Origin of the sequence: Pseudomonas sp. GM_Psu_1 (assembly GCF_026544185.1) — a bacterium.
In the GTDB taxonomy this organism is placed as follows: domain Bacteria; phylum Pseudomonadota; class Gammaproteobacteria; order Pseudomonadales; family Pseudomonadaceae; genus Chryseomonas; species Chryseomonas oryzihabitans.
The window spans coordinates 96,895-117,813 of the sequence record NZ_JALNUX010000011.1 but is presented as its reverse complement, the minus strand read 5'-3'; the positions used below and the strand labels follow the sequence as shown (position 1 = coordinate 117,813).

The 20,919-nt window shown below is 63.5% G+C and carries 18 protein-coding genes; 7 read left to right on the top strand and 11 right to left on the bottom strand.

What is annotated here, in order from left to right:
• Positions 1-37: 37 nt before the first annotated feature.
• From OXS31_RS18145 to OXS31_RS18110, 8 genes are all read right to left on the bottom strand, one after another.
• Positions 38-934 (bottom strand): ABC transporter permease subunit, encoded by an 897-nt coding sequence (locus OXS31_RS18145; RefSeq protein ID WP_027600164.1) that lies wholly within the window; start codon positions 932-934, stop codon positions 38-40.
• A gap of 82 nt (positions 935-1,016) precedes the next feature.
• The gene (locus OXS31_RS18140) at positions 1,017-1,925 is read right to left on the bottom strand and encodes an ABC transporter permease subunit (RefSeq protein WP_037006730.1); all 909 of its coding nucleotides are present in this window, start codon (positions 1,923-1,925) and stop codon (positions 1,017-1,019) included.
• Complete coding sequence (potA, locus tag OXS31_RS18135; protein ID WP_027600163.1) at positions 1,922-3,076, bottom strand: polyamine ABC transporter ATP-binding protein; 1,155 nt, start codon at positions 3,074-3,076, stop codon at positions 1,922-1,924. The genes OXS31_RS18140 and potA overlap by 4 nt, the downstream gene beginning before the upstream one ends.
• A 54-nt stretch (positions 3,077-3,130) precedes the next feature.
• The gene (locus OXS31_RS18130) at positions 3,131-4,189 is read right to left on the bottom strand and encodes a polyamine ABC transporter substrate-binding protein (protein WP_169853377.1); all 1,059 of its coding nucleotides are present in this window, start codon (positions 4,187-4,189) and stop codon (positions 3,131-3,133) included.
• A 149-nt stretch (positions 4,190-4,338) separates the two neighbouring features.
• A complete protein-coding gene (locus OXS31_RS18125; RefSeq protein ID WP_007160773.1) occupies positions 4,339-5,436 on the bottom strand; it encodes a polyamine ABC transporter substrate-binding protein in 1,098 nt (365 codons plus the stop codon).
• A gap of 105 nt (positions 5,437-5,541) precedes the next feature.
• Positions 5,542-6,900 (bottom strand): aspartate aminotransferase family protein, encoded by a 1,359-nt coding sequence (locus tag OXS31_RS18120; RefSeq protein ID WP_144956957.1) that lies wholly within the window; start codon positions 6,898-6,900, stop codon positions 5,542-5,544.
• A 22-nt stretch (positions 6,901-6,922) separates the two neighbouring features.
• Entirely contained in the window at positions 6,923-8,281 is a 1,359-nt protein-coding gene (locus OXS31_RS18115) for a glutamine synthetase family protein (RefSeq protein ID WP_027600160.1), read from the bottom strand.
• A 34-nt stretch (positions 8,282-8,315) separates the two neighbouring features.
• Positions 8,316-9,065 carry a gamma-glutamyl-gamma-aminobutyrate hydrolase family protein gene (locus tag OXS31_RS18110; protein ID WP_027600159.1) on the bottom strand — a complete coding sequence of 250 codons (750 nt, stop codon included), beginning with the start codon at positions 9,063-9,065 and terminating at the stop codon, positions 8,316-8,318.
• 406 nt (positions 9,066-9,471) lie between these two features.
• Here OXS31_RS18110 and OXS31_RS18105 point away from each other — a divergent pair, with 406 nt between their 5' ends.
• Both OXS31_RS18105 and aguA read left to right on the top strand, forming a co-directional pair.
• Positions 9,472-10,848, top strand: coding sequence for a glutamine synthetase family protein (locus OXS31_RS18105; protein ID WP_007160769.1), 1,377 nt, complete (start codon positions 9,472-9,474; stop codon positions 10,846-10,848).
• Positions 10,849-10,989: 141 nt separating this feature from the next.
• Positions 10,990-12,087, top strand: coding sequence for an agmatine deiminase (gene aguA, locus OXS31_RS18100; RefSeq protein ID WP_027600871.1), 1,098 nt, complete (start codon positions 10,990-10,992; stop codon positions 12,085-12,087).
• Between the two features lie 60 nt (positions 12,088-12,147).
• On the opposite strand, the gene OXS31_RS18095 is transcribed toward aguA, so the two are convergent.
• The 3 genes from OXS31_RS18095 to desA all read right to left on the bottom strand — a co-directional run bounded on the left by OXS31_RS18095 (position 12,148) and on the right by desA (position 16,585).
• Positions 12,148-13,524 (bottom strand): OprD family porin, encoded by a 1,377-nt coding sequence (locus OXS31_RS18095; RefSeq protein ID WP_027600872.1) that lies wholly within the window; start codon positions 13,522-13,524, stop codon positions 12,148-12,150.
• Between the two features lie 776 nt (positions 13,525-14,300).
• Positions 14,301-15,278 carry a sensor domain-containing diguanylate cyclase gene (locus tag OXS31_RS18090; RefSeq protein WP_027600873.1) on the bottom strand — a complete coding sequence of 326 codons (978 nt, stop codon included), beginning with the start codon at positions 15,276-15,278 and terminating at the stop codon, positions 14,301-14,303.
• 113 nt (positions 15,279-15,391) lie between these two features.
• Positions 15,392-16,585: a delta-9 fatty acid desaturase DesA gene (desA, locus tag OXS31_RS18085; protein WP_027600155.1), complete on the bottom strand. Its 1,194-nt coding sequence runs from the start codon at positions 16,583-16,585 to the stop codon at positions 15,392-15,394.
• Between the two features lie 250 nt (positions 16,586-16,835).
• Here desA and oscA point away from each other — a divergent pair, with 250 nt between their 5' ends.
• The 5 genes from oscA to OXS31_RS18060 all read left to right on the top strand — a co-directional run bounded on the left by oscA (position 16,836) and on the right by OXS31_RS18060 (position 20,871).
• Positions 16,836-17,021: a sulfur starvation response protein OscA gene (gene oscA / locus OXS31_RS18080; RefSeq protein ID WP_027600154.1), complete on the top strand. Its 186-nt coding sequence runs from the start codon at positions 16,836-16,838 to the stop codon at positions 17,019-17,021.
• Positions 17,022-17,098: 77 nt separating this feature from the next.
• Positions 17,099-18,100 (top strand): sulfate ABC transporter substrate-binding protein, encoded by a 1,002-nt coding sequence (locus OXS31_RS18075; RefSeq protein WP_027600874.1) that lies wholly within the window; start codon positions 17,099-17,101, stop codon positions 18,098-18,100.
• A gap of 106 nt (positions 18,101-18,206) precedes the next feature.
• Positions 18,207-19,019 carry a sulfate ABC transporter permease subunit CysT gene (gene cysT / locus OXS31_RS18070; RefSeq protein ID WP_027600152.1) on the top strand — a complete coding sequence of 271 codons (813 nt, stop codon included), beginning with the start codon at positions 18,207-18,209 and terminating at the stop codon, positions 19,017-19,019.
• Positions 19,020-19,029: 10 nt separating this feature from the next.
• Positions 19,030-19,896 carry a sulfate ABC transporter permease subunit CysW gene (gene cysW, locus OXS31_RS18065; RefSeq protein ID WP_044341592.1) on the top strand — a complete coding sequence of 289 codons (867 nt, stop codon included), beginning with the start codon at positions 19,030-19,032 and terminating at the stop codon, positions 19,894-19,896.
• A 6-nt stretch (positions 19,897-19,902) separates the two neighbouring features.
• Positions 19,903-20,871, top strand: coding sequence for a sulfate ABC transporter ATP-binding protein (locus OXS31_RS18060; RefSeq protein ID WP_145250030.1), 969 nt, complete (start codon positions 19,903-19,905; stop codon positions 20,869-20,871).
• Positions 20,872-20,919: the final 48 nt, after the last annotated feature.

Below are 20,919 nucleotides of genomic sequence, written 5' to 3'. Positions count from 1 at the left end.
TAAAAAAGCGGCCCTGAGGCCGCCTTTTCCAGGACACCTAGCTGCTGGCTGGCGGCGCCGTGAGGGTCGCCGTTTCGCGCTCGCGCTGGGTGATCTCCGAGGCCGTGGCATCCATGGCTTCCTGCAGCCCCTGCAGGCGCTTCTTCTCGGCGCGGCGGGTGAAGTACCAGGCGAAGAAGGTGAACAGCGAGACCGCCAGCAGGATCAGGCTGGCGATGGCGTTGATCTCCGGCTTCACACCCAGGCGCACCGCCGAGAACACCTCCATCGGCAGGGTGGTCGAGCCGGGGCCCGACACGAAACTCGCCAGCACCAGGTCGTCCAGCGACAGGGCGAAGGACATCATGCCGCCCGCCGCCAGCGACGGCGCGATCATGGGAATGGTGATCAGCAGGAACACCTTCCACGGCCGGGCGCCCAGGTCCATGGCCGCCTCTTCGATGGACAGGTCCAGTTCGCGCAGCCGCGCCGACACCACTACCGCCACATAGGACGAGCAGAAGCTGGTGTGGGCGATCCAGATGGTGGTCACGCCGCGATCCTGCGGCCAGCCGATCAGTTGGGCCATGGAGACGAACAGCAGCAGCAATGACAGACCGGTGATCACCTCGGGCATCACCAGCGGCGCCGTGACCATGCCGCCGAAGACGGTGCGGCCGCGGAAGCGCGGGATGCGGGTCAGCACGAAGGCCGCCAGCGTTCCGAGGATCACCGAGGAGATGGCCGTGTAGAAGGCGATCTCCAGGGAGCGGAACACCGCGCTCATCAGCTGGCTGTTGTCCAGCAGCCCGACGTACCACTTCACCGACCAGCCACCCCAGACGGTCACCAGGCGCGACTCGTTGAAGGAGTAGATGACCAGGATGACCATCGGCAGGTAGATGAACAGCAGTCCGAGCACCAGCATCAGGTTGGTGAACTTGAGGCCTCTCATAGCTTGCCCTCCAGTTCCTTGGCTCGGCTCCAGATTGGAGAGCCGGTTGAACAGCACGATGGGCACAGAGCGGCTTTCTGGCTCACAGCTTGCCCTCCAGTTCCTTGGCTTGGTTTCTGTTGAACAGCACGATGGGCACGATGAGGATCAGCAGCATCACCACCGCCAGGGCGGACGCCACCGGCCAGTCACGGTTGTTGAAGAATTCCTGCCAGAGCACGCGGCCAATCATCAGGGTCTCCGGGCCACCCAGCAGCTCGGGAATGACGAACTCGCCCACCGCCGGAATGAACACCAGCATGCAGCCGGCGATGATGCCGTTCTTGGACAGCGGCACGGTGATCTTCCAGAAGCTGGTGAAGCGGCTGGCGCCCAGATCGCCGGCGGCTTCCAGCAGGGTCAGGTCATGCTTCACCAGGTTGGCGAATAGCGGCAGGATCATGAACGGCAGATAGGAATAGACGATCCCCAGGTACACCGCGAAGTTGGTGTTGAGCATCTGCAGCGGACTGCTGATGATCCCCAGATTCATCAGGAAGCTGTTGATCAGGCCGTTGGTGGACAGCAGCCCCATCCAGGCATAGACACGGATGAGAATGGCGGTCCAGGTCGGCATCATGATCAGCAGCAGCAGGACAGTCTGCTTCTCGCGACTGGCCCGGGCGATGGCATAGGCCATGGGATAGCCGATCAGCAGGCAGATCAGGGTGCTGATGCCGGCCATCTTCAGCGAACCGAGATAGGCATCCAGATACAGCGGATCGTCGGCGAACATCAGGTAGTTGCCGAAGTTGAGCGCGATATCCAGTTGCTGGTCGGCGTAGCTGAACAGCTCGGTATAGGGCGGGATGGCCACGTCCGCCAGCGAGAAGCTGATCTTGAGCACGATCAGGAACGGCAGCAGGAAGAACAGGAACAGCCAGACGAAGGGCACGCCGATGGTCAGGCGGCGGCCATCGAGCAGGCGCTTGAGCAAGGGAGGTCTGGTCATGCTTGCAGTACCACGCCGCTGTCGTCTTCCCAGTACACCACCACGGCGTCGTCCCAGGTGGGTCGCTTGCCGAGGCGCTCGGCGTTGGCGATGAAGCACTGGACCAGATGGCCGGAGGCCAGGCGCACGTAGTACACCGAGTGACCGCCCAGGTAGGCGATGTCCTGCACGGTGCCGCTGCACCAGTTGTAGTCGGGATGCTCGTGATCCGCCGGCAGGCTGGTGCCCATCAGCAGCTTTTCGGGACGCAGGGCGAAGGTGACCTGCTTTTCCTGTGCCCGGGTACTGATGCCGTGACCGATGTAGATTGGTCGTTCCAGTTGCGGACTCTGGATGATGGCGTGGTCGGCACCGTCGTCGGTCAGCTCGCCGTCGAAGACGTTGACGCTGCCGATGAACTCGCAGACCAGCCGGCTCGCCGGGGTCTCGTAGATGTCCATCGGGCTGCCCACCTGGGCGATCCAGCCCAGGTGCATGATGGCGATGCGCTCGGCCATGGTCATGGCCTCTTCCTGATCGTGGGTCACCATCACGCAGGTCACGCCCACGCGCTCGATGATCTCCACCAGCTCCAGCTGCATCTGCGAGCGCAGCTTCTTGTCCAGCGCGCCCATGGGCTCGTCGAGCAGCAGCAGCTTGGGTCGCTTGGCCAGGGAGCGCGCCAGGGCCACCCGCTGGCGCTGGCCACCGGAGAGCTGGTGCGGCTTGCGCTTGGCGTACTGGGTCATGTGCACCAGCTTGAGCATCTCGGCCACGCGGGCCTCGATCTCGGCCCTGGGCAGCTTGTCCTGCTTGAGCCCGAAGGCGATGTTCTGCTCCACGCTCATGTGCGGGAACAGCGCATAGGACTGGAACATCATGTTGATCGGCCGCTCGTAGGGCGGCATGTCGGTGATGTCCACGCCATCGAGGAAGATGCGCCCTTCGCTCGGCCGTTCGAAACCGGCCAGCATGCGCAGCAGGGTCGACTTGCCCGAACCCGAGCCGCCGAGCAGGGCGAAGATCTCGCCCTTGTTGATGGTCAGGGAGACGTCGTCGACAGCGACGGTTTCGTCGAACTTCTTGGTGACCCGGTCGATCTTGACCAGGACTTCCTTGGCTTTCTTGTCGCCGGTGGCGGCTTTCTTGAAGGCACTGGTGGCGGTCGCCATGTACATCTCCCCAGGAAAATCGGGGACCGGCCGGGCCGGTCCGCTTAGCGTTGGTTATTTGCCGGACTTGACCCGCGTCCAGCTGCGGGTTTCCAGGCGCAGGAGTTGCGGGGGCAGCTCCTTCATGACGTACAGCTTGTCCATCACCGCCTGTGGCGGATAGACGGTCTCGTCCTGCCGCAGCTCGGCATTCATCAGCTCGCCCGCCTTGGGATTGGGGTTGGCGTAGCCGACATAGTCACTGACCTTGGCGATGACCTCGGGCTGCAGCAGATAGTTGATGAAGGCATGGGCCTCCTTCACGTTCTTGGCATCCTTGGGGATGGCCAGGAGGTCGAACCAGAGGTTCGCACCCTCCTTGGGAATCGCGTAGCCGATGTTGACGCCCTTCTTCGCTTCCTCGGCACGCGAACGCGCCTGAAAGACATCGCCGGAATAGCCAAAGGCCACGCAGATGTTGCCGTTGGCCAGATCCGAGATGTACTTGGAGGAATGGAAATAGGTGATGTACGGCCGCACCTTGAGCAGCTGCGCCTCAGCCTTCTTGTAGTCGTCGGGGTTGGTGCTGTTGGGATCGAGTCCCAGGTATTGCAGTACTGCCGGATAGACCTCATCGGGCGAATCCATGAAGGAGACGCCGCACTTGCTCAGCTTCTTGAGGTTCTCGGGTTCGAACAGGATGGCCCAGGAATCGAGCTTGTCGGTGCCCAGCGCGGCCTTGACCTTGTCGACATTGTACCCGATGCCGTTGGTGCCCCACAGGTAGGGAACGCCGTATTGGTTACCCGGATCGCTCTTTTCCAGCTGCTTGAGCAATGCCGGATCGAGATTCTGCCAGTTTGGCAGCTGGCTCTTGTCCAGTTTCTGGAAGGCGCCCGCCTTGATCTGCTTGGCCAGGAAGTTGCTCGAGGGCACCACCACGTCATAGCCGGTGTGGCCGGCCAGGAGCTTGCCTTCGAGGGTTTCGTTGGAATCGAAGACGTCATAGACCGGGGTGATGCCGGTGGCCTTCTGGAAATCCTCGAGCGTGGTCTCGCCGACGTAATCGCTCCAGTTGTAGACGCGTACCGTCGGCTCGGCGACGGCGGTTCCCATGACGGTCAGGGTGGTCATGGCCAGCAGGGTTTTACGCAACGAAAGCACGGGCGGCTCCTTTCATGGTGGGCATCGGCGACGACACCCTTTCAGCGGTCCATACAGACGTACGGCACGCCGGAGTGACTCCGGCGTGCCGTCCTGTCAGCCGCACGCGGCGGCAGAACTCACTTGCCGGACTTGATGGTGGTCCAGGTACGAGTCATCAGACGCTGGGTTTTGGCCGGAAGATCCGGGAAGGCGTACAGCTTGGCCATGGTTTCCTGGGTCGGATAGATCCCCGGGTTTGTGCGGATCTCTTCGGCCACCAGCGGGGTCGCCGCCTTGTTGCCGTTGGGATACTGCACGTAGTCGCTGACCGCCGCGATCACCTTGGGCTCCATGATGTAGTTGATGAACTTGAGCGCCCCCTCGGGGTTCTCGGCATCCTTGGGAATGGCCATGGTGTCGAAGAAGGTGCCAGCGCCTTCCTTGGGAATGTTGTAGGCCACGGTCACGCCGTTCTTGGCGTCGGCCGCGCGGGCCTTGGCCTGGGCGATGTCGCCGGAATAGCCGACCGCCACGCAGACGTTGCCGTTGGCCAGGTCCGAGATGTACTTGGAGCTGTGGAAATAGGTGATGTAGGGACGCACCTTGAGGAACAGGTCCTCGGCCGCCTTGATCTCCTTGGGATCCTGGCTATCCGGCTTGTAGCCGAGGTAGTGCAGACCGGCGGGAATGATCTCGGTGGGCGAATCCAGCACCGCCACGCCACAGCCCTTGAGCTTGGAGAGGTTCTCGGGCTTGAAGATCAAGTCCCAGGAATCCACCGGGGCATTGTCGCCCAGGGCAGCCTTGACCTTGGCCGGGTTGTAGCCGATGCCGATGGTGCCCCACAGGTAGGGGATGGCGTACTGGTTGCCCGGATCGCTGACTTCCAGGGTCTTCATCAGCTGCGGGTCCAGGTTGCTGTAGTTGGGCAACTTGGACTTGTCCAGCGGCTGGTAGACGCCGGCCTTGATCTGCTTGGCCAGGAAGGAGTTGGACGGCACCACCACGTCGTAGCCGGAACGGCCGGCCAGCAGCTTGGCCTCGAGGGTCTCGTTGCTGTCGTAAACGTCATAGACCACCTTGATCCCCGACTCCTTCTCGAAGTTGGCGATGGTGTCTTCGGCAATGTAGTCGTTCCAGTTGTAGACGTGCAGGACCTTGGGGTCCGCCGAGGCGTTACCGGCAAAGAGGCCGGCCAGGCTCAGCGCTAGAAGAGTCTTGCCAAAAACATTCATGCGGTGGTGCTCCTCAAGTCATCGTTGGTCTTTTGATTCGGTGCGCGGCCAGCGCCCGCGCGCAGTCTGGCAAGGTCCGCCGCCGCGCTCAAGCCTTGCCGGCCATTAGCCACGCTGGCGCAGCAGCTCATGGGTCTGATCGAGACTCAGGCGCGCCAGGGTAACCAGCTCGTCGATGGACTCAGGCGTGATCACCAGCGGCGGCGCGATGATCATGGTATCGCCCACCGCGCGCATCACCAGGCCATTGCGGAAGCAGTGCTCGCGACAGAGCATGCCCGCCCCACCCTCGTACCGCGACCGCGTCTTCTTGTCGCGCACCAGCTCCAGCGCCGCCACCATGCCGACGCCACGGGTCTCGCCCACCAGCGGGTGGTCGGCCAGCTCCGCCCAGCGTTTCTGCAAATAGGGTGCCGTGGTGCTGCGAACCCGGTCGACGATGCCTTCGTCGCGCAGGATGCGGATGTTTTCCAGGGCCACGGCGGCCGCTACCGGATGCCCGGAATAGGTGAAGCCGTGATAGAACTCGCCGCCCTCGTCGAGCACCCTGACCACCTCGTCGCGCACCACCACGCCGCCCATGGGCACGTAGCCGGAGGTGAGCCCCTTGGCGATGGGCATGAGGTCCGGAGCGTTGCCGTAGTACTGGCTGCCGAACCATTCGCCGGTACGGCCGAAGCCGCAGATGACCTCGTCGGCGATGAAGAGGATGTCGTACTTGGCGAGGATCTGGCGCACCCGCGGCCAGTAACTTTCCGGCGGCACGATCACCCCGCCGGCGCCCTGGATGGGCTCGGCGATAAAGGCGGCGACGCGCTCTTCCCCGACCTCGAGGATCTTCCGCTCCAGCTGATCGGCCGCCCAGATGCCGAATTCCTCCGGGCTCATCTCGCCGCCTTCACCGAACCAGTAGGGCTGCGGGATGTGCACGATGTCGGGCAGCAGGCCGCCCTGCTCGTGCATCGCCGCCATGCCGCCCAGGCTGGCCCCGGCCAGGGTCGAGCCGTGGTAACCGTTCCAGCGCCCGATGACCACGCGCTTCTCCGGCTGGCCCTTGGTCGCCCAGTAATGGCGCACCAGGCGCAGCACGGTGTCGTTGGCCTCCGAGCCGGAACCGGTGAAGAACACGTGGTTCATGCCCTCCGGCGCCAGCTCGGCGATGGTCTTGGCCAGCTCCAGCGCCGGCGGGTGGGCGGTCTGGAAGAACAGGTTGTAGTAGGGCAGTTTGCGCATCTGGCGGCTAGCCGCCTCGACCAGCTCTTCCCGGCCGTAGCCGACGTTGACGCACCAGAGTCCGGCCATGCCGTCGAGGATGCGCTGACCCTCGCTGTCCCAGAGGTGCACGCCCTCGGCGCGAGTGATGATGCGCGCGCCCTTTTCGTTGAGCTGGCGATAGTCGGTGAAGGGCGCCAGCAGATGCCGGCGACTCAGGTCCTGCCAATGGGCGGTGGTAAAGGTGTTCACGAAGCCTCTCCTCGGATCGCGGTCAGACGCTGAGCAGCAGGAATTCCCGCTCCCAGGAACTGATCACGCGCTTGTAGTTCTCGTGTTCGGCGCGCTTCACCGCGACATAGCCGCGGGTGAAACGACTCCCCAGATAGCGTTCCAGGGTGGCCGACTGCTCCATGCGCTCCAGGGCGGCTTCCAGGGTCAGCGGCAGGCGCAGGTTGCGACGTTCGTAGCCACGCCCCTGCACCGGCGCGCTGGGCGAGACGTTCTCGATCATGCCCAGATAGCCGCACAGCAGGCTGGCCGCCAGGGCCAGGTAGGGGTTGGCATCGGCGCCCGCCAGGCGATTCTCCACCCGGCGATTCTGCGGATCGGAATCCGGCACCCGCAGGCCCACGGTACGGTTCTCCTCGCCCCACTCCACGTTGACCGGCGCCGAGGTGTCGGGCAGGAAGCGGCGGAAGGAATTCACGTTTGGGGCGAACAGCGGCAGCGCCTCGGGAATGTACTTCTGCAGGCCACCGATGTGGTGCAGGAAGAGTTCGCTCATGCTGCCATCGGGGTTGGAAAACACCGTCTTGCCGGTCTTGAGATCCACCACGCTCTGGTGCAGGTGCATGGCACTGCCGGGCTCGCCGGTCATGGGCTTGGCCATGAAGGTGGCGGTGACGTTGTGCTTGAGCGCCGCCTCGCGCAGGGTGCGCTTGAAGACGAAGATCTGGTCGGCCAGGTGCAGCGGATCGCCGTGGCGGAAGTTGATCTCCATCTGTGCGGTGCCTTCCTCGTGGATCAGGGTATCCAGATCCAGTTCCTGGGCCTCGCACCAGTCGTACATGTCTTCGAACAGCGGATCGAATTCGTTGGCGGCATCGATGGAAAAGGACTGGCGCCCGGTTTCCTGGCGCCCGGAGCGGCCTACCGGCGGCTGCAGCGGATAGTCGGGGTCGTCGCTGCGCTTGGTCAGGTAGAACTCCATTTCCGGTGCGACGATGGGTTGCCAGCCATGCTCGGCATAGAGCTTGAGCACCTTCTTGAGCAGGTTGCGCGGCGACAGCTCGATGGGGATGCCGCGCTTGTCGTAGGTGTCGTGGATCACCAGGGCGGTGGGCTCCAGTGCCCAGGGCACCAGGAACACCGCGCGATCGTCCGGGCGACAGTGCATGTCGATGTCGGCCGGGTCGAGCAGTTCGTAGTAGATGTCGTCGTCGACATAGTCCCCGGTCACGCTCTGCAGGAGCACGCTCTCCGGCAGGCGCATGCCCTTTTCGTTGAGAAACTTGGCAGTGGGGGAAATCTTGCCGCGGGCGATGCCGGTCAGATCGGCGACCAGGCATTCCACTTCGGTGATCTTGCGTTCTTTCAACCAGGCGGTGAGCCGGTCAAGCGGGGTGCTCATAAAGACCTCGAAGGTTCGAGCGGGGTGAACAGCATCAGCGCTCGGCAGCGCGCGCCTTGCAGGCCTTGCCGAACGCCTTGAACAAGGCGAGATAGACCGGGTGACTGCGCACCTTCCATTCCGGGTGCCACTGCACGCCACAGGCGAAGGCGCGGGCCTCGCGGACCGAGACGGCCTCGATCAGGCCATCGGGGGCCAGCGCCTCGGCGCGCAATCCCGGTGCCAGGCGATCGATGCCCTGGCCATGGATGGAATTCACCTCGAAGCGCGCCGGCAGGCCGAGGGCCTCGAACAGGCCACCCGGCCGGACCTCGACGGGATGGTGCAGGCCATAGTGTTCCTCCAGGGTCTCGCCGCGTTCGCGGTGGTCCATCAGGGAATCGACCTCGTGCACCTTCTGGTGCAGGCTGCCGCCAAAGGCCACGTTCATTTCCTGGAAGCCGCGGCAGATGCCCAGCACCGGCACGCCTGCCGCCACGGCGGCACGCAACAGCGGCAGGGTCACGGCATCGCGGGCCGCATCGTGCAGGGTGCCGGGCTCGCTGGGCGCGCCCTGGTAGTGATGGGGCTCGACATTGGAGGGCGAACCGGTGAACAACAGACCGTCCAGGCGCTCGAGCAGGGCGTCGGTGGCGATGAGGTCGGCCAGGGCCGGGATCACCAGCGGCATGCCCTCGGCCCCCTCCACCACCGCGCGCAGATATTTGTCACCGGCGATGTGAAAGGGATGCAGGCCTAGTTGCCTGGTACAGGCTGTGACACCTATGAGGGGCAGCGCGGACATGGGGCACCGGGTTGAACAGGAATCATCCGAGCCTAGTCTTGTTCGTTATTTTTCACAACCACCGGCAAAAAGTTTCGAGATTCTGCACAGAAGCGGCTAAACAGAGGCGTTTCAGCCCGACTAAATGCGCCAAAAACAGGCGCCTGCGCACCACCTCCGAGCAGGGTTGCCTCCAGTTGACTTTGGTCCGCCTTTCGGATTGACTCCAGGGTGGTAACTCCGCTGATTGATATTTTTAACAGGGGCGCTGACAAAGCGTCGGAGCGCAGGCGAGACCGTACTCTCAGGTCGCTGTCGGATCGACAGCGGGCACTCGTGCCCTCACTGCGGTTGGCCCACTGGGCAAACAGGCGCATCAGGCGCTAACCGTTTTGTCGAGCGCAGCCAAAAGCAAAGGTGTTTCATCATGTCGGTACCCCCGCGTGCCGTTCGTTTGGATGAAGCGACCGACTTCCTCAGGGAACACCCTGAGGTCCAGTTCGTCGATCTTCTGATTGCGGATATGAATGGCGTGGTGCGTGGCAAACGCATCGAGCGCAACAATCTGCCCAAAGTCTTCGAGAAAGGAATCAACCTCCCCGCTTCGCTGTTCGCCCTCGACATCACCGGCTCCACCGTCGAAAGCACCGGTCTCGGCCTCGACATCGGCGACGCCGACCGCGTCTGCTTCCCCATCACCGACACCCTTTCCATGGAGCCCTGGCAGAAGCGCCCCACCGCGCAGCTGCTGATGACCATGCACGAGATGGAAGGCGAGCCCTTCTTCGCCGACCCCCGCGAAGTGCTGCGCCAGGTCGTCCAGCGTTTCGACGAGCTCGGCCTCACGGTCTGCGCCGCCTTCGAGCTGGAGTTCTATCTGATCGATCAGGAGAACATCAACGGCCGCCCGCAACCGCCGCGTTCGCCCATTTCCGGCAAGCGCCCCCAGTCGGTCCAGGTCTACTCCATGGACGATCTGGACGAATACGCGGACTGCCTGCAGGACATCATCGACGGCGCCCGCGCCCAGGGCATTCCGGCCGACGCCATCGTCGCCGAATCAGCTCCGGCGCAATTCGAGGTCAACCTCAACCACGTCGCCGATCCGATCAAGGCCTGCGACTACGCCGTGCTGCTCAAGCGCCTGATCAAGAACGTCGCCTACGACCATGAGATGGATACCACCTTCATGGCCAAGCCCTACCCGGGCCAGGCGGGCAACGGCCTGCACGTGCATATCTCCCTGCTGGACAAGGAAGGCCGCAACATCTTTGCCGGCGAGGATCCCGAGCAGAACGCCGCATTGCGTCATGCCATCGGCGGTGTGCTCGAGACCCTACCCGCCTGCATGGCCTTCCTCTGCCCCAACGTGAACAGCTATCGCCGCTTCGGCTCGCAGTTCTTCGTGCCCAATGCGCCGAGCTGGGGCCTGGACAACCGTACCACCGCCCTGCGCGTCCCCACCGGCACGCCCGAGGCGCACCGCATCGAGCATCGGGTGGCCGGCGCCGACGCCAATCCCTACCTGCTGCTGGCCGGCGTCCTGGCTGGCGTGCACCATGGTCTGACCCGGCAGATCGAGCCCGGTCCGGTCACCGAGGGCAACTCCTACGAGCAGCACGAGCAGAGCCTGCCGAACAACCTGCGCGATGCCCTGCGCTACTTGGACGACAGCTCGGTGATGGCGGAGTACATCGATCCGAAGTACATCGACATCTTCGTCGCCTGCAAGGAACACGAGTTGGAGGAGTTCGAGCACTCCATCTCCGACCTCGAGTACAACTGGTACCTGCACACCGTGTAAGCGCCAGCCTGCCGACCGGTCCCGCACCGGTCGGCAGCTGTTCTGCATGACCTCTGGCGCCCTGCGCGTGTTCGCGCCCACGGCGCCCTTTCGATCCTTTCCCTTATCAGCCCACGACGACTCTGGACGGAGAGCCTCGCCATGACCACCCTCACCACGCCGCGTGCCGACGGCTTCCACATGCCCGCCGAATGGGCCGACCAGCGCCAGATCTGGATGGTCTGGCCCGAGCGCCCGGACAACTGGCGCCTGGGCGGCAAACCCGCCCAGGCCGCCTTCACTGCCGTCGCCCAGGCCATCGCCCGTTTCGAGCCGGTCACCGTCGGCGCCTCGGCGCAGCAATACGAGAATGCCCGTGCTCGCCTGCAGCATCCGCATATCCGCGTGGTGGAAATCAGCAATGACGACGCCTGGTGTCGTGACACCGGCCCGACCTTCGTCAGCGATGGCCAGGGCGGCGTGCGCGGGGTGGACTGGAGCTTCAACGCCTGGGGTGGCCTGGATGGCGGCCTCTATTTCCCCTGGCAGCGCGATGACCAGGTGGCGGGCAAAATCCTGGCGATCGAGAATCTGCCGGGCTACCGCACCCCGGACTTCGTCCTCGAAGGCGGCTCCATCCATGTCGATGGCGAAGGCACCCTGATCACCACCGAGGAATGTCTGCTCAACGCCAATCGCAATCCGCACCTGGATCGCGAGACGATCGAGCGCTACCTGAGCGACTACCTGGCGGTGGACAAGGTCATCTGGCTGCCCCACGGTCTCTACAACGACGAGACCAACGGCCACGTGGACAACTTCTGCTGCTACGTGCGCCCGGGTGAGGTACTGCTGAGCTGGTGCGACGATCAGGCCGATCCCAACTACAGCCGCTGCCGCGAGGCCCTGGCCGTGCTGGAACGCGAAACCGATGCCCGCGGCCGCACCTTCAAGGTGCATCGGATCGTTACTCCGGGCCCGCTGTTCGCCAGCGATGAGGAATGCCGTGACGTGGATGCCTGCCTTGGCACTCAGCCACGCCGGGCCGGCGAGCGGCTGGCCGCGTCCTACGTCAACTTCCTGATCGTAAACGGAGGCATCATCGCCCCGACCTTTGGCGTCCCCGAGGATGCCGAGGCCCTTCGCACCCTGCAGGCCTGCTTCCCGGAGCACGAGGTGGTGCAGGTTCCCGGCCGCGAGATCCTGCTCGGCGGTGGCAACATCCACTGCATCACCCAGCAGCAGCCGACCGGTCGCTGATTTCCGGCGGAAACGAAAAAGCCCGTCTCGCGACGGGCTTTTTCTTGACCTGAGCGCGGCTTAGAGCAGCGGCAGGGTGTAGCTGACGATCAGACGGTTTTCGTCAACGTCACGCTGGCCCGGTACACCGGCTTGAGAAACGGCCGGCAGGTCGGAACGCAGCATGGCGTTACGCCAGGTGAAGCCCAGACCTTTCAGCTGGCCTTCTGGGATGACGTAGCTGACGGTCAGGTCGCGTTCCCATTCCATGGCGTCGCCAGTACGGGTACGGATGTTGTCACCGCGCTGATAGATGACGCCAGCGGTCAGACCCTTGACGCCCAGCTGAGCGAAGTCATAAGAGTAGCGAGCCTGCCAGGTGTCTTCGCCGGAACGGGTGAAGTTGTTGATCTGAATATCGGTGATGGCATAGGTCGAAGCGCCACCGTTCTCGTTCAGGTAGGGGAAGGCGCTGTTGCCGTTGCTGCCCTGATAACCCAGACCAAAGGTGTGGCCGTAGATCGAGTAGGTGAACAGGCCGCTGTAGAGGCGGTTGTCGATCTCGCCAGTGGTACGGGTACCACCGTAGTAGCCGCTGGACACGTAGAGGCCGGTGCTGTCGGCCTTGCGGTTTTCGCCCTGGCTGTTGCTATCGAAATAGCGCAAGTCGGTCTTGAAGGTACCGTCGCCCAGCTTGACGCTGTGCACCAGACCCAGGAAGTGCTGGTTGTAGAAGTCTTCCAGCTGACCGAAGTAGTACTGCAGGGTCAGGTCTTTGGTGACCTTGTAGTCGGCACCGACGAAGCGGAAATGATCGCTGTTGCGACGCAGGGCGGCATTCGCGGCACCGTTGGAACCGGCGATGGACAGATCGTCTTCGTCGGTGGAGTTACGGTTCTTGGCACGCTCGAGCTGGCCGGCGGTCAGGGTCACGTTCTTGATGTCCTTGGACGTGACTTGAGCACCTTGGAAGGTCTGCGGCAGCAGGCGACCGTCGTTGGAGACCACGACCGGCAGCTTCGGCATCAGGGTGCCGTAGCGGAACTCGGTTTCGGAGATCTTCATCTTGGCAGTAGCGCCGACATTGGAGAACTCGTCAACGGCGCTGTTATCGGTATCACGCGGGAACATGGTGCCGTTCTGCACGCTGCCACCGCTGGCGCCGTTGGCCTTGCCACCGCTGTCCAGACGCAGACCCAGCATGCCGATTGCATCAACACCGAAACCGACGGTGCCCTGGGTGAAGCCGGACTGATAGTTAAGCAGGAACCCCTGACCCCAATCCATCACGCGGGAAGGATTGGCAGTACCGTTGCGGTTGTCTGTGTTGATGTAGAAGTTACGCAGACTGAGGGTGGCTTTGCTGTCTTCGACGAAGCCGGCAGCGTGGGCAGCGGCGATGACGGACAGGTTCAGACAGGCCGCGGAGACCGCGACCACCAGTGGCTTCTTGACCATGTGTGCTCCAGGGGTGAATCGTTGTTATGCAGCCACCAGAGGTGTCAGCGCCTGCTGGTGGTATGCCCGACGGGCCGTGCGGAAGGGAAAGCTAGAGGGCTTTTGTTTCAATTTGGAGAATTATCCCGGGCCTGGTCGACTTTTAAGTTGCGACCTCCAGCACAGGGTCCCTGCCACCGTCTTCCACGTTGCGAAAGCTAATTGCAAAAAAGCATTTCGTCTAGCGATACCTGGGTGAAAACCCGCCCTGTGGTCTTCCGCTCTGACTGTTCGGTCATGACTCGAGGGAACCTGCGCTGCCCACCCCCTGGGAAAGGTTTGCCTTTTGCTGGGAAACCAGCCTTCCCAACCCAGCGCCGTGACGCTCTAGAGCGGGCGTTTCGAGGGATATTCGGCAACCTTCCAGCTAGCTACTTTTGCCCCGCGAGTCCTGAATTCAAATGAATTTCCGTTCTTCTTCAAGGACTTGTAATTTTTTGCGACTGAGCTGCCAGCCGATTTCCGCAGCAGTCGAGCGCTTTCGTTGCTGACTGGGCGCCACCTGCTTTGCAACAAAAGTCTTTCCAATCGGCGCGGTGACGCTTTTCAGCCTGCAGGCCAGGCGATGGCGGCACGCTGAAGCGAAAGATCGGCGAATGAAGGGAGACGATCGCGTGAACTTTGGAGAGGCCGGGCAGCCGCCCGGCTGGTAGGACAGCGGAGACGCGACGCGCGCAGCCGGCTGAATCGGCGGCCAGGCCATCCGGGATATCGCCGGGCCGCCTGGCAAAGGGACCTCAGCCCTGGACGATCTGATCCTTGCCCTGGCGCTTGGCCCGGTACATGGCTTCGTCAGCCCGGACATAAAGGGTGTCGAGGGACTCGTCGCCCTCGCGCAGGACGGTGACGCCCTGACTGATGGTGACCTTCAGCGGCCCCTCGGCAGTGGGCACCGCCAGTTGCCGCACGGCCCGTTGCAGGCGTCCGCCGATCTGCAGTGCCAGGTCGCTGTCGCAACCCGGCAGTAGCAGGGCGAATTCCTCGCCCCCGATACGGCCGAACAGATCGCCCCGGCGCGTGGTCTGGGCACCGCATTCGGCAACACGCTGTAACACTTGATCACCCATCTGGTGACCGAAGCGGTCGTTGATCTTCTTGAAGTCGTCGATGTCGAGCAGCAGGAAGGCCAGGGGCTCGCCTTCGTTCTGGGCGAATTCGAAGGCGCGCTGGGCGCTTTCGAAGAAATGCCTGCGGTTGCTGCTGCGCGTCAGCACATCGGTGGTGGCGAGCCGCTGCAGCTCTTCCTCCATGCGTTTCTTGTCGGTGATGTCTTCGGCGATGCCCACCACCAGCAGGGGCATGCCGGCTTCGCTGCGCTGGCTGACAAAGCACTTGTCGCTGAGCCAGCGGATCTCGCCGTCGGCGCGGATGATGCGGTACTCGCGCGACTCCACGGCACCCTGCTCGATCACCTGTTCCAGGGTGCGCTGAGCGTATTCCAGGTCGTCGGGATAGATGTTGTTGAGCCAGGTGCTGTAGTCGCTCAGGACCAGCGACTGGGAACGACCGAAGATCTGCTCGTAGGCGGGGCTGACATAGATGATCTGGCGGTTGCGCCAGTCCAGCGCCCAAAGTACGGCATTGACGCTTTCCAGCAGGGCGCTGAAGAGCTGCTCACGATCACGCAGGCGATCTGCCTCGGCCCGCGAGTGCAGGAGAGCCAGAAGATTCTCTTCCGGGGTGGGAAGAGCAGACAGTGGGGGTTGTTCATCCATATACAAATGCGCCTACGCGGGGTCCTGAGGGAGTTAGAGACAGCTGAAACCAGCCTGGTTCAATCCCCGCATAGGGCAGCCCACGGCTTCGGTGGGCTTTTGTGAAGCCTTTCTCAGGCGGTTCCGGCCGGCCGCAGGGAATAGGTTTTCAGCTGTTCGGCGAATTCGCGCAGGGACTGGATACCACTGGCTTCGGCCTCGCCGATCCACTGCCGGGTCGCGGCCAGCATGTCATGGCCATTGGCACTCGTCCGGGCCCAGATCTGCTGCAGCGCCAGGCGCTTTTCGTAGATCAGCTTCAGCGCCTGGCTGTGTTCGAGCAGCTCGTCGATGCGCACCTGATGGCGGGCCTTGAGCAGGCTGGTCTCGCGGGCCAGCAGCCCCCTGGCACGGCGGAACAGCGGACGCTGGGAGGGCGTGGCGCTGACCCGCTCCTGCCGCAACAGCGGGCCGATCACCTGCTTGCGATACTGGGCCATGATCTGGAAGCGGTTGTTGAGGATGGCCATGGCGGTGTCCATGTCCAGCTGCCCCTTGCCTTCGATGCGATGGGCGATGGGGGCGACGCGATTGACCTTGGCCAGGCGCAGCCAGGTGAACAGCTTGATCCAGGCCCAGCCCATGTCGAATTCCCAGCGCTTGACCGACAGCTTGGCCGAGTTGGGATAGGTGTGGTGATTGTTGTGCAGCTCTTCGCCACCGATCACGATGCCCCAGGGGATGAGGTTGGTGGCGGCGTCGCGGCATTCGAAGTTGCGATAGCCCACGGCATGGCCGAGGCCATTGACCACGCCCGCGGCCCAGAAGGGAATCCAGACCATCTGCACCGCCCAAACTGTGAGACCCAGGGCGCCGAACAGGGCGATGTCGATCAGCAGCATCAGCACCACACCCATATTGCGGGTGCGCGGATTGGAATAGAGCTTGCGCTCGATCCAGTCGTCCGGACAGTTCTTGCCATAGATGCGCAGGGTATCGGCGTTGTTGGCCTCGGCCTTGTACAGCTCGGCGCCGCGGCGGACCACGGTGGCCAGGCCCTTGTGCACCGGACTGTGCGGGTCCTCTTCGGTTTCGCACTTGGCGTGGTGCTTGCGGTGGATGGCGGTCCACTCGCGGGTGTTCATTGCCGTGGTCAGCCACAGCCAGAAGCGGAAGGCGTGCTTGAGCGCGGGATGCAGCTCCAGCGAGCGGTGGGCGGAGTAGCGATGCAGGTAGACGGTGACACTGACAATGGTCAGGTGGGTCAGCAGCAGGGTGACCACCACCAGTTGCCAGACCGACAGGTCGAGCAGGCCGTTGTAGCTCATGGACGCAGAGGACCTCGCGCGAGTTGTGTAGTGCAACTGTCACGGAAAGTTCAGTGAACAGGCGTTCGCGCATTATTGCCGGGGCGGGCGATAAATCCAGCCCTCCCTTTTGCTACACAACGTGTCCTTCACAGACTGCTAATTCTAAAAGTGAATAAACAAAGCACTATTAGCAATTTTAAGAAATAAAGATCGGCATCCTAAGATGGCCCACCTCTTCGCCCATCTCTGCCTCCGAGGACGCCATCCCATGAGCTCCGTTCCGTTCCGCAGCCTGGAAAACCAGGACGAAACCGCACTGCTCCGCGATATCCAGCAGGCTTTGCGCGGACTCAGGTTCGGCGCCATCGAGATCACCGTGCACAACGGGCAGGTGGTACAGATCGAGCGCAAGGAAAAATTCCGGCCCCAGAGCGGCCACACCAACAAGCACTGAGTTCTCGAGGTCAGCGGACGAGCGGGCAAGGTGCCCGCCAGACGGTGTCCGGCATTCTCACGTCAAGGAGCCTTTTCATGTCGATTCGCCGTTTCGCCCTGGCCGCGCTGGCCGGTGCCCTGTTCGCCACCCAGGTCCACGCCGTTGAATTGCTCAACGTCTCTTACGATCCGACCCGCGAGCTCTACCAGCAGTACAACGCCGCCTTCGCCAAGCACTGGAAGGCCGAGACCGGCGAAGACGTGACCATCAAGAATTCCCATGGCGGCTCCGGCAAGCAGGCGCGCTCGGTGATCGATGGCCTGCAGGCGGATGTGGTGACCCTGGCGCTATCCGGCGATATCGATGCCCTCAACCTGCGCCAGCAGCTGGTCGACCCCAACTGGCAGAAGCGGCTGGCGGACAACAGCACCCCCTACACCTCGACCATCGTCTTCCTGGTGCGCAAGGGCAATCCCAAGGGCATCAAGGACTGGGACGACCTGGTGAAGAAGGACGTCCAGGTCATCACTCCCAATCCCAAGACCTCCGGCGGCGCCCGCTGGAACTTCCTCGCCGCCTGGGCCTATGCCAAGGCCAAGTACGGCAGCGATGCCGAGGCGCTCAAGTTCGTCACCGAGCTCTATCGCCACGCCCCGGTGCTGGATACCGGCGCACGCGGCGCCACCATCAGCTTCGTGCAGCGTCAGCTGGGCGACGTGCTGATCGCCTGGGAGAACGAAGCCTATCTGTCGCTCAAGGAAGAAGGCGGCGACCAGTTGGAGATCGTCACCCCGTCGCTGTCGATCCTGGCCGAGCCCCCGGTAGCGGTGGTGGACAAGGTGGTCGACAAGAAGGGTACCCGCAAGCAGGCCGAGGCCTACCTGCAGTATCTCTACAGCCCCGAGGGCCAGCGCATCGCCGCGCAGAACTTCTATCGTCCCCGCGATGCCAAGGTGGCGGCGGAATTCAAGGATCAGTTCAAGCCGGTCAAGCTGGTGACCATCGACCAGGAATTCGGCGGCTGGAAAGAGGCGCAGCCCAAGTACTTCGCCGACGGCGGGGTGTTCGACAAGATCTTCGCCGACATCAACAAATAGCGCCCCGGCCGGGACGGCTCACGCTGACCGGCCCGGAACAGGTATCGTTCCACCCCTCTGCGCCCTGGCGAATGCATCGCCGGGGCGCCTTGCAGAAGGACGTCTCATGTCTCGCCGTCTCTCCCCGGTCATACCCGGCTTCGGGTTGACCCTGGGATTTTCCCTGACCTACCTCGCGCTGATCGTGCTGATCCCGCTGGGCGCCATGTTCCTCCACGCCAGCCAGCTGACCCTCGGGCAGTTCTGGTCGCTGATCACCGGGCGCCAGGTGCTGGCCGCCTTGCAGCTGTCCTTTGGCACGGCCCTGCTCGCCGCCTTCGTCAATGGCATCCTCGGCACCCTGTTGGCCTGGGTGCTGGTGCGCTACGAATTCCCCGGGCGCAAGCTGATCGATGCCATGGTCGATCTGCCCTTCGCCCTGCCCACCGCGGTGGCCGGCATCGCCCTGACGGCCCTCTATGCGCCCAACGGCCTGATCGGTTCGCTGTTTCCCTTCAAGATCGCCTATACCCCGATCGGCATCACCCTGGCGCTGATCTTCGTCACCCTGCCCTTCGTGGTGCGCACCCTGCAGCCGGTGCTGGCGGACATCCCCAAGGAGATCGAGGAAGCCGCCACCTGCCTGGGCGCGCGCCCCTGGCAGGTGTTTCGCTACGTGCTGGTGCCGACCCTGCTGCCGGCCTGGCTGACCGGCTTCGCCCTGGCCTTCGCCCGCGGCGTGGGCGAGTACGGCTCGGTGGTGTTCATCGCCGGCAACATCCCGTTCAAGACCGAGATCCTGCCGCTGCTCATCGTCTCCAAGCTGGACCAGTACGACTACACCGGCGCCACCGGCATCGGCGTGTTCATGCTGCTGGTGTCCTTTGTCATGCTGCTGCTGATTAACATCCTGCAGCGCCGCATCCAGCCCAACATCTAAGGACGTCCGCATGAGCCTCATGACTTCCACCAAGGCCGATGCGCGCGCCAACAAGCAGCGCACCCCGGTGGCCATCGCGCTGATCGCCAGCGCCTGGCTGATCTTCCTGCTGGTCCTGGTGCTGCCGCTGTACATGGTGCTGAGCCAGGGCCTGGCCAACGGCATCGGGGCCTTCTGGGACGCCATCAGCGAACCGGATGCGCTCTCCGCGCTCAAGCTGACGCTGTTCGCCACCGCCATCTCGGTGCCCCTCAACCTGGCCTTCGGACTGGCCGCGGCCTGGTGCGTCACCAAGTTCGAATTCACCGGCAAGAGTCTGCTGATCACCCTGATCGACCTGCCCTTCTCGGTCTCGCCGGTGATCGCCGGTCTCATCTATGTGCTGCTGTTCGGCGCCCAGGGGCTGCTGGGCCCCTATCTGCAGAGCGTCGATGTGCAGATCGTCTTTGCCGTCCCGGGCATCGTGCTGGCGACCATCTTCGTCACCTTTCCCTATGTGGCCCGCGAATTGATCCCGCTGATGCAGGAACAGGGCACCCAGGAGGAAGAGGCGGCGCGTCTGCTGGGCGCCAGTGGCTGGCAACTGTTCTGGCACGTGACCTTGCCCAACGTGAAATGGGCGCTGATCTATGGCGTGGTGCTCTGTACCGCCCGGGCCATGGGCGAGTTCGGCGCGGTGTCGGTGGTCTCCGGCCATATCCGCGGCCTGACCAACACCCTGCCGCTGCACATCGAGATTCTCTACAACGAATACAACATCGTCGCCGCCTTCAGCGTGGCGATCCTGCTGCTGATGATGGCCCTGGTGATCCTGCTGCTGCGGCAGTGGAGCGAGAGTCGCCTGAGCCGCCAACTGCAGCACCGTGACGAGGAATAAGGCGCCATGAGTATCGAGATCCAGGGCATCAACAAGAGGTTTGGCGCCTTCCAGGCGCTCAAGGACATCAACCTGCACATCGAGAGTGGCGAGCTGGTCGCCCTGCTCGGCCCCTCGGGCTGCGGCAAGACCACCCTACTCCGCATCATCGCCGGCCTGGAAGCGCCGGACACCGGCAACATCGGCTTCCATGGCGAAGACGTCTCCGGGCGTGACGTGCGCGATCGCAACGTCGGCTTCGTCTTCCAGCACTACGCGCTGTTCCGCCACATGACGGTGTTCGACAACGTGGCCTTCGGCCTGCGCATGAAGCCGCGCCGCGAGCGGCCGAGCGAGGCGCAGATCGCCAGCAAGGTGCACGAACTGCTGAACATGGTGCAGCTCGACTGGCTGGCCGATCGCTATCCCGAGCAACTCTCCGGCGGTCAGCGCCAGCGCATCGCCCTGGCCCGAGCCCTGGCGGTGGAGCCCAAGATCCTGCTGCTCGACGAACCCTTCGGTGCCCTGGATGCCAAGGTGCGCAAGGAGCTGCGGCGCTGGCTGGCACGGCTGCACGAGGAGATCCACCTGACCTCGGTGTTCGTCACCCACGACCAGGAAGAAGCCATGGAGGTGGCCGACCGCATCGTGGTGATGAACAAGGGCCAGATCGAGCAGGTCGGCTCGCCCGGCGAAGTCTACGAGCAGCCGGCGAGCGACTTCGTCTATCACTTCCTCGGCGACTCCAACCGCCTGGCTCTGGGCGAGCAGGAGCTGCTGTTCCGTCCCCACGAGGTGGAGCTGGAGCGTGAGCCGCGACCGGGTTACCACGCCGCCGAAGTGCGCGACATCCGGCCGCTGGGCGCCACCACCCGGGTCACCCTGAGGGTGCCGGAGCAGAGCGAGGTGATCGAGGTGGAACTGGTCAAGGACCACCCGGTGCTGGCCGGGCTGCAACGGGGTGCGCCGCTGCATTTCCTGCCGCGTACGCCCTGACCCGCCGCAGGCGGCTAAGACGAAAGTCGTAGCCGCCGGGACCAGACA